The sequence below is a fragment of the Streptomyces sp. EDA2-14 genome, assembly GCF_054963755.1.
The window spans coordinates 90,957-102,855 of the sequence record NZ_JBUEGE010000027.1 but is presented as its reverse complement, the minus strand read 5'-3'; the positions used below and the strand labels follow the sequence as shown (position 1 = coordinate 102,855).

11 protein-coding genes are annotated in these 11,899 nt (G+C 73.8%); 10 read left to right on the top strand and 1 reads right to left on the bottom strand.

Features of this window, described 5'->3' with window-relative positions:
• Positions 1-315, bottom strand: a 315-nt coding sequence (locus ACY34M_RS38785) for a universal stress protein (protein ID WP_462722976.1), incomplete at its 3' end; no start/stop codon positions are given.
• A gap of 295 nt (positions 316-610) precedes the next feature.
• Between ACY34M_RS38785 and ACY34M_RS38780 the strand changes: the two genes are divergently transcribed.
• The 10 genes from ACY34M_RS38780 to ACY34M_RS38735 all read left to right on the top strand — a co-directional run bounded on the left by ACY34M_RS38780 (position 611) and on the right by ACY34M_RS38735 (position 11,892).
• Complete coding sequence (locus ACY34M_RS38780) at positions 611-1,603, top strand: Acg family FMN-binding oxidoreductase (protein ID WP_462722977.1); 993 nt, start codon at positions 611-613, stop codon at positions 1,601-1,603.
• 52 nt (positions 1,604-1,655) lie between these two features.
• Entirely contained in the window at positions 1,656-2,171 is a 516-nt protein-coding gene (locus ACY34M_RS38775) for a hydrogenase maturation protease (RefSeq protein ID WP_462722978.1), read from the top strand.
• A 4-nt stretch (positions 2,172-2,175) separates the two neighbouring features.
• Positions 2,176-4,473 carry a carbamoyltransferase HypF gene (gene hypF / locus ACY34M_RS38770; protein ID WP_462722979.1) on the top strand — a complete coding sequence of 766 codons (2,298 nt, stop codon included), beginning with the start codon at positions 2,176-2,178 and terminating at the stop codon, positions 4,471-4,473.
• Positions 4,474-4,482: 9 nt separating this feature from the next.
• The gene (locus tag ACY34M_RS38765) at positions 4,483-4,839 is read left to right on the top strand and encodes a HypC/HybG/HupF family hydrogenase formation chaperone (protein WP_462722980.1); all 357 of its coding nucleotides are present in this window, start codon (positions 4,483-4,485) and stop codon (positions 4,837-4,839) included.
• A 46-nt stretch (positions 4,840-4,885) separates the two neighbouring features.
• Positions 4,886-7,570 (top strand): bifunctional acetate--CoA ligase family protein/GNAT family N-acetyltransferase, encoded by a 2,685-nt coding sequence (locus ACY34M_RS38760; protein WP_462722981.1) that lies wholly within the window; start codon positions 4,886-4,888, stop codon positions 7,568-7,570.
• Positions 7,571-7,687: 117 nt separating this feature from the next.
• The gene (locus ACY34M_RS38755) at positions 7,688-8,842 is read left to right on the top strand and encodes a 4Fe-4S dicluster domain-containing protein (RefSeq protein ID WP_462722982.1); all 1,155 of its coding nucleotides are present in this window, start codon (positions 7,688-7,690) and stop codon (positions 8,840-8,842) included.
• Entirely contained in the window at positions 8,839-8,964 is a 126-nt protein-coding gene (locus ACY34M_RS38750; protein WP_462722983.1) for a hypothetical protein, read from the top strand. Before ACY34M_RS38755 ends, ACY34M_RS38750 begins: the two co-directional genes overlap by 4 nt.
• On the top strand, positions 8,961-9,770 hold the full coding sequence (locus tag ACY34M_RS38745) for an FAD/NAD(P)-binding protein (protein ID WP_462722984.1): 810 nt from the start codon (positions 8,961-8,963) through the stop codon (positions 9,768-9,770). Before ACY34M_RS38750 ends, ACY34M_RS38745 begins: the two co-directional genes overlap by 4 nt.
• Positions 9,770-10,552, top strand: a complete 783-nt coding sequence (locus ACY34M_RS38740; protein WP_462722985.1) for an NADH-quinone oxidoreductase subunit B family protein — start codon at positions 9,770-9,772, stop codon at positions 10,550-10,552. Before ACY34M_RS38745 ends, ACY34M_RS38740 begins: the two co-directional genes overlap by 1 nt.
• Complete coding sequence (locus tag ACY34M_RS38735) at positions 10,549-11,892, top strand: Ni/Fe hydrogenase subunit alpha (RefSeq protein WP_462722986.1); 1,344 nt, start codon at positions 10,549-10,551, stop codon at positions 11,890-11,892. The genes ACY34M_RS38740 and ACY34M_RS38735 overlap by 4 nt, the downstream gene beginning before the upstream one ends.
• The last annotated feature ends 7 nt before the right edge of the window (positions 11,893-11,899 follow it).

Sequence of the window (11,899 nt, the reverse complement as noted above, 5' to 3'; positions counted from 1 at the left end):
CACCGCACTCGCCTCGCGCGAAGCATCCACGAGCGCGGACACCGGGTCCTTCTCCGCGATGTCACTGGCGAGCCGTACCCCCGGGGCGCGCTGCCGGGCCCGCTCCAGCGCCTGCGCCACGAGGTGTTCGGCGTGCCGGCGCAGGTTGCCCCTGGTGAGTCCGGACGACGGCTGGACGGCCTCGTAGCGCTCCCAGCGCGAGGCGTACACGACGCGCAGCTCCGCGTTCCGCAGGGCGGCCTCGTCGACCGCCCAGTCCAGCGCCTGCAGGCTCGGGTCCGAGCCGTCGATCCCCACGATCATCTCTCGCTCCACCGCTCCCGCCTCCTTACTGCCGGGCCCGCGTGCGGGGCCCGCCGTCCTCACGCTGCCACCGGGCCGGTGCCGGTGAGCAGGGCCCGATCGGCATCCCCGCAGGGGACGTCCGGCCCATTCCGGTGTGCGGCGCTGATGCGCACCATGGGCGAAGGGCACAGGCGAGGCGGAGTCCGCTCACATCCGCCCTGCGCGCTCCGGGCTCCGTGGCAGCAGTGGGCCGACCGGGCCCCGTGAGCGTGTCGAGTCGCCGGGCCCGTGAGTGGCGGAAACGAGCCATCGCTCAGGAGGAGTCATGCCGGCACCATCGCTGGATCCCACGGTCCTCACCGCGCTCGTCCGGGACGCCGTCACGGCCCCCTCGATGCACAACGCACAGCCCTGGCGCTTCCACTTCGTGCCCGACGACCGGACGCTGCGGATCATCGCCGATCCCGCCCGTGCCATGCCGACGGCCGACCCCGATCACCGTGCGCTGCACATCGGCTGCGGGGCCGCCCTGTTCAATCTGCGGGTGTCCGCCGCCCACGCCGGCCGGAATCCCGGCGTACGGCTTCTGCCCGACCCGGCGGAGCCCCTGCTGATGGCCACGGTCCACTTCGGGGAACCCGCCGCGGCAGACGACGTCGAATCCCTGGCGGAGCTGTATCCCGCGGTTCACCAACGACACACCAGCCGTTGGCCGTTCGCCGAGACCGAGATCCCGCAGAAGGTACGGGACGCGCTCGTCGAAGCCGCCCTTACGGAACAGTCCCAGCTGCTCTTTCCCGGGCCGTGGCACACAGAGATGCTGCAGGAACTCGTCCACGACGCGGAGGGGCGGGACCGGGACGACCGCGGACGCCTGGACGACATCGAACGGTGGACCCGGATCGGGCCGGAGGCCGACGCGTCCACCGAGGGTGTTCCCGAGTACGCCTTCGGGCCGAGGAAGCGCCAGGGCGGCGCGTCGGTCCGGGACTTCGCCGGCCGGCACGCGGTCGCCGACCGCGGCACCACCACGTTCGAACGCGTACCGCATCTCGCCCTGTTGGGGACGGCGGGGGACCGGCCGACGGACTGGCTGCGGGCGGGCCAGGCGATGGAGAGGGTCCTGCTCGTCGCCACCCTGAACGGCCTGGCGACCTCGCTCACCTCACACCCGCTCGAATGGCCGGATCTGCGCAGCCTCGCCCGTGATCCGCTGTCGACGACCGGGCACATCCAGATGCTCCTGCGGCTCGGCTACGGGCCGTCGGGGCCGGTCACTCCGCGCCGCCCGGTGAGCGAGATCCTCAGCATCGCGTGAGCGGCGTGCACGTCCGAACCAGCAGGCCGGCAGCACAGAGGGAGTGAGGTCGATGAGGCGGTCCGACGCGGCCGAAGCGACCCGTATCGCGGTGATCGGGGTGGGCAACGAGTTCCGGTGCGACGACGCCGTGGGCTGGGCCGTCGTGGAGCGCCTGCGTGAGCACGCCGTGCGGCGGCCGCTGCCGGCGGGCACGGTGCTCGCCACGTGCGACGGCGATCCGGGCCGGCTGCTCGGCCTGTGGGAGGGGGCGGACCTGGTGGTCGTCGTCGACGCCGCGCACGCCCACCCCGCACAGCCCGGCCGGGTGCACCGGATCGAGCTCGACGCCGAACGGCTGAACCATCCGCCCACGACCAGCTCGCACGGACTGGGGCTCGGCGAGGCCGTCGAACTCGCCCGTGTGCTGGGCCGGTTGCCGGGGCGCCTCGTCGTGTACGCGGTCGAGGGAGGCGACAGTTCGCTCGGCACGCACATGTCGGGGGCCGTGGCGGCAGTGGTCGGTCCGCTCGCCGCCTCGGTCGAGGACGAGATCGTCCGGCACCGCGACGCCGCCGCCCGGGGGTGAGCCCATGCGCCGCATCGTGCGGGAATTTCAGGCCGTGGGCATCGTTCAGGGCGTGGGTTTCCGGCCGTTCGTGCACCGCACCGCGACGGCCCTCGGCCTCGACGGCTGGGTCGCCAACACGGACGGCCACGTCGCGGGTACGGTCGCCGGTCCGGCAGGCGCCGTCGACGAGTTCGCACACCGGCTGGCGCACGCGGCGCCGCCGCTGGCCCGTGTCCGCTCGGTCCGGATGTCCGAAGGGGCAGCCGGCGCCCCCGAACCGGGCAGCGGGTTCGCCGTGCTCGCCAGCGGGGGGCCGGGCGGTGCGCACCTCGCCCCGCGCGAGATCCCGCCCGACGCGGCGATCTGCGCGGCGTGCCTGGGAGAGCTGTTCGACCCCAAGGACCGGCGGCACCGCTATCCGTTCATCAACTGCACCGACTGCGGCCCGCGCGCCACGATCATCGAGACCCTGCCCTACGACCGCGTCCGCACGACGATGCGCCGCTTCCCGATGTGCGATGCCTGCGCGGCCCAGTACACGGACCCCGCGGACCGGCGCTTCCACGCCGAGCCGATCGCCTGCCACGACTGCGGGCCCACCCTGTCCTGGGAGGGGCTCCGCGGCGAGAAGGCGCTGCGGGCGGCGGTCGAGGCGGTGCGCGCGGGCGGCATCGTCGCGGTGAAGGGGATCGGCGGCTACCAGCTGGTGTGCGACGCCACGGACGCGGCGGCCCTCGCGACCCTGCGGCGCCGCAAGCACCGTCCGGTCAAACCCCTCGCCGTCATGGTGCGCGACCTCGACGAGGCCCGGCGCCTGGCCCGCGTCGGCGCGACCGCCCGCGCGGCGCTCACGTCGCCGGTCCGGCCGGTGGTGCTGCTGCCCACCGGAGGCCACCGCCTCCCGGCGGCCGTCCACCCGGGCACGGACCGGATCGGCCTGTTCCTGCCCACCACAGGACTGCACCACCTCCTGCTGCGCGCGTGCGCGGGGCCGCTCGTCGTCACCAGCGGAAATGGCGCCGAGGCACCCATCGCCGTGGACGACCGGGCGGCACGCCGGTCCCTCGGCGCGATCGCCGACGGCTTCCTCGGCCACGACAGGCCCGTGCGCGCCCGCTACGACGACTCGGTGGTCGCGGTGGCGGGGCGCGGCGTCATCACGGTGCGCCGGGCGAGGGGCCTCGCCCCGGCTCCGCTGCGGCTGCCCCGGAGGGCCCCGATCCCGTTGCTGGGAGCGGGCGCCCAGCTCAAGCACACCTTCACGCTCGCCGAAGGCGACCGGGCCCACATCTCCGCGCACATCGGCGACTTGGCGAGCCGCGCAACGTACGACGCCTTCGAGACCTCGTACCGCGACCTGAGCGCGCTGACGGGCGTCGCCCCCGAAGCCGTCGCCCACGACCCGCACCCCGGTTATCTGTCCACGCAGTGGGCGCGGGCCAGGGCGCTGCCGCTCTTCCCGGTGCAGCACCACCACGCGCATCTCGCGGCCTGCGCGGCCGAACACGGACTGACCCGGCCGTTCACCGGAGTCGCCTACGACGGGCTCGGCCTCGGGGACGACGGAACGCTGTGGGGCGGCGAGATCATGGTCGCCGACCTCGTCTCGTACCGGCGCGTGGGCCGCTTCGCGACCGCGCCCCTGCCCGGCGGCGACGCGGCCGTACGACACCCCTGGCGGACCGCTCTGGGACAGCTGCACGGCGCCGAACCACTCGGATCGCCGGGCCCCGCACCGGAGTTGATCCGCTCCTTCACCGCGCACCTCCCGCCGGACGCCGTCGCCACCGTGCGCGCCATGGTCGAGCGCCGGTTCAACTGCCCGCGGGCCTCCAGTGCGGGCCGCCTCTTCGACGCGGCCGCGAGCCTCCTCGGCCTCGTCGACAGCGTGACGTACGAGGGCGAGGCCGCCGTCGCCCTGGAGGCGGCCGCGGGCCGACACCGCGCAGCACCGCTCGCCCACCGTCTTGTCCGGGCCCAGGGGCTGTGGGTGTACGACTCCGCGCCCACGCTCGTCGACCTGCTGGCCGGCCGCGCGGGCGGCGCGAGCGTGCCCGACCTGGCCGCCGCCTTCCACACCACCCTCGTCGAGGTCACCGCCGAACTCGTCGGCAGAGCCGTCGAATCGGGCCTCCCGCGCACGGTCTGTCTGGCCGGCGGCTGCTTCGTCAACCAGCGGCTCCTCGCCGACGTACGACGCCTGCTGCGCGCCCAGGGGCTGCGGGTCCTCGTGGGCAAGGACGTGCCGGTCGGGGACGGCGGCATCAGCTACGGGCAGGCGGCCGTCGCCGCCGCCCGCCTCGCAAGGACGAAGGAGTGAGCGCCCGTCATGTGCCTGGGGATCCCCGGACAGATCAAGGAAGTCCACGACAGCGACGGACTGCCCATGGCGACCGTCGACTTCGGCGGGGTGCGCCGCGAGGTGTGCCTGACGTACACGCCGGAAGCCGGCACGGACACCTACGTCATCGTGCACGTCGGCTTCGCCATCACCACCGTCGACGAGGCCGAGGCGCGGCGCACCCTCGACGTACTGCGCGCCATGGGCGGCGCGGTCGAGGGCGAACTCGGCGAGGCGCTGCCCGCCGCCGAGCCGGACGGCACGACGGCAAGGGCCGGACGGCCCAACGGCGGTGCCCGCCCGGCACCTGGGGAGCGGGGCACGGGCGCCGGACCCTGCAAGTGACCGGTGGCCGACTCCGCGCCGGTCCCCGCCGGACAGAGGAGAAGCCGTGGGGGACACGCACGCACTGCTCGCGGACGGGACGACCGTCCGGATCCGCCCGGCTCGAGGCTCGGACCACGACGCCGTGCAGGGACTGTACGAGGAGATGTCGGACCACAACCTGCGGCTGCGCTTCTTCGGCCTGAGTCGGAACTCGGCGCGGACGGCGGCGGACCGCATGTGCGCGCCTCTGCGTCCCCCCGGCCACCAGGGGCTGCTCGCCGAAGTGCACGAACAACTGGTGGGCGTCGCCGAGTACGAGCGGACCGCGGGCGGGGACCTCGCCGAGATCGCGCTGGCGGTCTCGGACGAGTGGCACCACCGGGGCATCGGCACGCTGCTGCTGGAACACCTGGCCGCCGCCGCGCGCGAGGAAGGCATCACCGCGTTCACCGCGGACGCCCTCTCGGAGAACCACGAGGTGCTGAAGGTCTTCGCCGACCTGGGCCTGCGCACGGCCCGCCGCTTCGACGGACCCGAGGTGCACTGCACCGTGCAACTCGCCCAGGACGGCGGTTACTTGTCGAAGGTTGAGGAGCGCGGGCGCGCCGCGGACGTGGCCAGCCTCGTCCCCCTGCTGCGGCCGCGATCGGTGGCGGTGATCGGCGCGGGCCGTAAGCCCGGCTCGGTCGGCAGGGCGATCCTGCGCAACCTGTGCTCCGGCGGATACACGGGACGCGTCTACGTGGTCCATCCCCGGGCCGCCGCCGTTCTCGGAGTGCATGCGAGCCCGTCAGTGGCCGCTCTGCCCGCGCCCCCGGACCTTGCCGTCGTGGCCGTGCCCGCCGATGAGGTCTGCACCGTCGCCGAGGAGTGCGGCAAGGCCGGCGTGCGGTCCCTGGTGGTGGTCACCGCCGGTCTCGACGCCGCCCGGGCCGCCACTTTGCTGGCGACCTGCCGAACCCACGGTATGCGGTGTGTCGGCCCCAACTGCCTGGGGCTTGCCAACACCGAGCCGGGGCTCGGCCTCGACGCCACCTTCGCCGCCGCACCTCCGCGCCCCGGCACCGCCGGGGTCGCCGTGCAGTCCGGAGGGGTCGGCATCGCCCTCCTGAGCGGCCTGGACCGGCTCGGTATCGGCGTCTCCAGCTTCGTGTCGCTCGGCGACAAGTACGACGTCAGCGGCAACGACCTCCTGCAGTGGTGGGAGAGCGACGGCCGTACCGACCTGGCGCTGTTGCACCTGGAGTCCTTCGGCAACCCGCGCGCGTTCTCCCGTACCGCGCGCCGCGTCACCCGACGGATGCCGGTGCTGACCGTCGACGCGGGACGCACCGAGGCCGGCCGGCGGGCCGCCGCCTCGCACACGGCCGCGGCGGCCACCCGCACCATGACGCGCCAGGCCCTGTTCACGCAGGCCGGGATCACCGCGACCCGGACCGTCCGTGAACTCCACGACACCGCCGCCCTGTTGCACACCCAGCCGCTGCCGAACGGGAGCCGGGTCGCCGTCGTCACCAACGCGGGCGGCGCCGGGGTGCTCGCCGCGGACGCCTGTGCCGAGGCGGGGCTCGCCCTGCCGGAGCTGCCCTCCGCACTCGTCGGAGAGCTGCTGGCGACCCTGCCGCCGGGTGCCACGGCCGCCAACCCCGTCGACTGCACCGCGTCCGTCTCCGAGGACCAACTGCGTGCCTGCCTCGACAGGCTCACCGCCAGCGGCGCCGTCGACGCCGTCCTCGTGGCCCTGGTGCCGACCGCCGTCGCCGCGGCGACAGGGGACGATCTCGTCCGCTCGCTGGCCCGCGGCCCGGGGGCGCCGCCGGACCCCGGTGCCCGGACGACCGCCGCGGTCCTGCTCGATCAGGGCGTCTCCGTACGGCTGCTGCCGGCTGGCGAAGGGCACGTCCCCGCATACGCGGACCCGCAGTCCGCGGCCCGCGCCCTCGCGCACGCGGTGACCCGCGCCCGGTGGCTGGCCCGGCCGCCCGGCACGGTCCCCGAGATCGCCGACACCGACCGGGCCCGTGCCGAGACCGTCGTCCAGCAGTACCTCGCGGCGCACGAGGAGGGCGGCTGGCTCGACCCGCGCACCTGCGCCGAACTCCTCGGCTGCTACGGCATCCCGCAACTGCCCTGGGCCTGGGCCGAGACGGAGGACGACGCGGTCCTCGCGGCCGAACGCGTCAAGGGCCCCGGCGGCCTGGTCGTCCTCAAGGCGTACTGGCCAGGACTGCTGCACAAGACCCGGGAGCACGCCCTCCACCTCGACCTGCGCGGCGACACCCAGGTCCGCGCGGCCTGGCGGGACCTGGAGACCCGGTTCGCCGGACTCATGACCGGCGTGGTGGTGCAGCCGCTGGCCGCGCGCGGCACTGAACTGTTCGCCGGGGTCGTGCAGGACGCCGTGTTCGGCCCGCTGGTCCTGTTCGGACTCGGCGGCACCGCGACCGACGTCCTCGCCGACCACGCGGCCCGCCTGGCACCGCTCACCGACCACGACGTGCACGACCTGATCACCGCCCCGCGCTGTGCCCCCCTGCTCTTCGGGCACGGCGGGGAGGGTCCGGTCGACCTGGAGGGGCTGGAACGGTTCCTCCTGCGCCTGTCCACGATGGCGAGCCATCTGCCCCAGCTGGCCGAGGCCGACCTCAACCCGCTCCTCGCCAGGGCCGACGGTGTGACGGTCCTCGACGCACGGGTGCGCCTGACACCGGCCCGGGCCAGGGACCCGTATCTGCGCCGCCTGCGCTGACCCGGTTCCGGCCGGCCCGTGCACGGCGGCCGGATCAGGGCCGCTCGGCCCATACCCATGAAGCCCCGGCAGGCCGAACGTGGAGGACGGACCGGACATCCGACCCGGGAGGCGGCCATGGAGCCCAGCGAAGCCACACCGGTTCTCCCCACCGGAGCCACGGCAATCCTGGACCGGCAGGGACTCGACGCCCTCATCGCGGCCCTGGCCGCCGACGGACGCACGGTCGTCGGGCCGACCGTGCGCGACGGCGCCGTGGTGCTCGCCGAACTCGACGGGGCCGAGGCGCTGCCGTGGGGCTGGGGGACCGAACTGGACGCGGGGCGTTACCGGTTGGTGCGCCGGGACGACGGAGCGGCCTTCGCGCACACCTCGGGACCGCAGTCCTGGAAGTCCTTCCTGCATCCGCAGCGCGAGAAGCAGTGGGAGGCGGACCGCGACCCGGACAGCGGCCGGCTGACCGTGCGCCCGTCCCCGCCGGACCAGACCGCCTACGCCTTCCTCGGAGTCCGCCCCTGCGATCTGCGGGCCATCGCCATCCAGGACAGGGTCCTGGCCGGTGGGTACTTCAAGGACGACGGTTACGCGGCGCGGCGCAGGAAGGCGTTCCTGGTGGCCGTCGAGTGTACCGAGCCCGGCGAGACGTGCTTCTGTGTGTCGATGGGGAGCGGCCCCGGTGCCGACGCCGGGTTCGACCTCGCCCTGACCGAACTCGTGGACGCCCGCCGCCACCGCTTCCTCGTGCGCGTCGGCAGTACGGACGGCGCGCGGATCCTGATCCACGTGCCGTACACCCGGGGGGACATGACGTCGGTCGAGGCCGCCCGCTCCGCCGTCGACGCCGCCCGTGACCGGATGGGCCGGTCGATGCCCCCGGTCGACCTGCGGGCACTGCTCGGCGCGAGCCCGGCCGCCGAACGCTGGGACGACGTTGCCGCGCGCTGTCTGACCTGCGGCAACTGCACCATGGTCTGCCCCACCTGCTTCTGCACCACCACGGAGGACGTCACCGACCTCACGGGGGACCACGCGGAGCGGTGGCAGCGCTGGGACTCCTGCTTCGACCTCGACTTCTCCCGGATCCACGACGGCCCGGTCCGGGCGACACCGCGCAGCCGCTACCGGCAGTGGCTCACCCACAAACTCTCCACGTGGTACGACCAGTTCGACTCCACCGGATGTGTGGGCTGCGGGCGCTGCATCACCTGGTGCCCCGTCGGCATCGACATCACCGAGGAAGTCAAGGCCCTGGCAGAGGAGGCCGCGCGATGACCGCAACGACGACTCGCCGAATGCTCCAGGAACTCTCCGGCTCCCGCCGGCTCTGGAACATCCGCACCGGCACCGCCGCTCTCGACCTGTACGTTCCGTACGGCACCGGCCCGCCACGATGAGCGCCGCGCCCGTCCCGTACCGCGTGGTCGAGCGCCAGGACGAGACACGGGACACGGTCACGCTCCGCCTGGACCCGACGGACGCGCCCCTCCCTCCGTTCGCTCCGGGGCAGTTCGCCATGGTGTACGCGTTCGGGGTGGGCGAGATCCCGGTCTCCGTCAGCGCGATCGCCAGGACCGGGGGCGGCCTCGTCCACACGATCCGCGCGGTCGGCGCCGTGTCGAGAGCGCTGTGCGGCATGCGGGTCGGCGACGTCGTCGGGCTGCGCGGCCCCTTCGGCGTCGGCTGGGACATCGAGAAGGCGCACGGCCGGGACCTCGTGGTGGTCGCCGGCGGGATCGGAATCGCGCCGCTGCGGCCGCTGATCCGGCATGCCGTGCGCGAGCCGGGGGCGTACGGACGGACCAACGTGCTCATCGGCGCCCGCACCCCGTCCGATCTCGTCTACCGCACGGAGACCGGCACGTGGGCCGTCGCGTACACAGGAGTCACCGTCGACCACCCCGACGCCACCTGGCGCGGCGAGATCGGCCTGGTCACGCGGCTCCTGGACGGGGCGCACTTCGACCCGCCGCGCACGGCGGCGTTCGTGTGCGGGCCCGAGCCGATGATCAGAGCCACCGCCCGCGACCTGGTCCACCGGGGCGTGCCGCCCGAACGCATCCGGGTCTCCCTGGAACGGAACATGCGCTGCGCGACAGCCCACTGCGGGCACTGTCAGCTCGGCCCGGTGCTGCTCTGCCGCGACGGGCCCGTGCTCCGCTACGACCGGGCCGAAACCCTCATGGCTGTACGGGAGTTGTGATGACGATGGCCGAGGCCCCGACGCTCGCCGTGTTCAAGCTGGCCTCCTGCGACGGCTGCCAGCTCACTCTCCTGGACTGCGAGGACGAACTCCTCGCGCTCGCCGGGAAGGTGCGGATCGCCCACTTCCTGGAGGCGTCCAGCGAGGTGCTGGCAGGCCCGTACGACCTCACCCTCGTCGAGGGCTCGATCACCACGGCCGCCGACGCCACCCGCATCCGCGACATCCGCGCGGCCTCCCGCCACCTCGTCACCATCGGGGCCTGCGCGACGGCGGGCGGCATCCAGGCACTGCGCAACTTCGCCGACGTGGAGCAGTTCCGGCGGACCGTCTACGCGCGCCCCGACTACATCGACACCCTGACCGACTCCACCCCGGTCTCCGCCCATGTCGACGTCGACTTCGAACTGCGCGGTTGCCCCATCGACCGGCGCCAGCTCGTCGAGGTCGTCACGGCGTTCCTCGCCCACCGGAAGCCGGACGTCCCGAACCACAGCGTGTGCTTCGAGTGCAAGCGGCGCGGCACGGTCTGTGTCACCGTCGCCCACGGCACACCCTGCCTGGGTCCCGTCACCCACGCGGGATGCGGCGCGATCTGCCCCGCGTACGGGCGTGGCTGCTACGGCTGCTTCGGCCCGTCCGGGTCGGTGAACCTGCCCGCCCTCATCCCGGTGCTGCAACGCGACGGCCTCGACGACCGGGACACCGAGCGGCTGCTGCGCACCTTCAACGCCGCCGCGTTCGCCGGATACGACACCCGGGACAAGGGGGTACGGCCGTGACCCATCGCGGCACCCGCGTGCTGCACGTCGGTTCCCTCGCCCGCGTGGAGGGCGAAGGCGCCCTGCATCTCACCGTGCACGGCGGCGCCGTCACCTCGGCCCGGCTGCGGATCTACGAGCCGCCGCGCTTCTTCGAGGCGTTCCTCCGCGGCCGCGCTCACACCGAACCGCCCGACATCACCGCCCGCGTGTGCGGAATCTGCCCGGTCGCCTACCAGCTGAGCGCCTGCGCGGCGATCGAGCACGCCTGCGGCATTCATGTGACGGACGAAATAAAGGAGTTGCGGCGGCTGCTGTACTGCGGGGAGTGGATCGAGAGCCAGACGCTGCACATCTACCTCCTGCACGCCCCCGACTTCCTGGGTCGTGACGGCGCCGTCGATCTCGCCCGCACCCACCGCACCGAGGTCGAGCGCGGACTGCGCCTCAAGCAGGCTGGAAACGCCCTGCTCGACCTGCTCGGCGGCCGGGCGATCCACCCCGTCAACGTCCGTGTCGGCGGCTTCTACCGCGCGCCGACCAGGGCCGAACTGCTGCCGCTCGCCGAGCAGTTGTGCCGGGCTCTCGACGACGCGTGGGCGACGGTGCGGTGGGTGGCGGGGTTCGACTTCCCCGACGCCGACAGCCCGCACGACTTCCTGGCCCTGTCCGAGCCGGACCGGTACGCCATCGACGCGGGTGCGCCCACCGCTCTGCAGGCGGGCACGACCGACACCCGGCAGTTCGCGCTCGCCGACTTCACCCGTGAGGTCGTCGAGACCCAGGTCCCGTACTCCACGGCCCTGCACGCCACGCTTCGCGGCCGACGCCACCTCACCGGCTCCCTCGCGCGGTACGCGATCAACGGCCGACTCCTGTCGCCCACCGCGCTGGAAGCGGCGCGGGAGGCCGGACTCGGCGACCCGCGCGAGGGCGCCGTGTGCCGCAACCCGTTCCGCAGCATCCTCGTGCGAGCCGTCGAGGTCGTGTACGCCGTCGAGGAGGCCCTGCGCATCATCGACACCTACGAGACGCCCCCTCGCCCGTACGTCGAGGTGCCGCCCCGCGCGGGCGTCGGCCACGGAGCCACCGAGGCACCCCGCGGGCTCCTCTATCACCGCTATGCGCTCGACGCGGAGGGGACCGTCACCGATGCCCGCCTCGTCCCGCCCACGGCCCAGAACCAGGGGGCGATCGAGGAGGACCTGCGCCGCATCGCCGAGGACGCGCTCGTGCGAACCCGCTGCGACGACGCGGAGTTGACGCACCTGTGCGAGCGCGCGATCCGCAACCACGACCCGTGCATTTCCTGCTCCACCCACTTCCTCGACCTCACCGTCGACCGCGACCCCGCACCGTAGGAGGTTC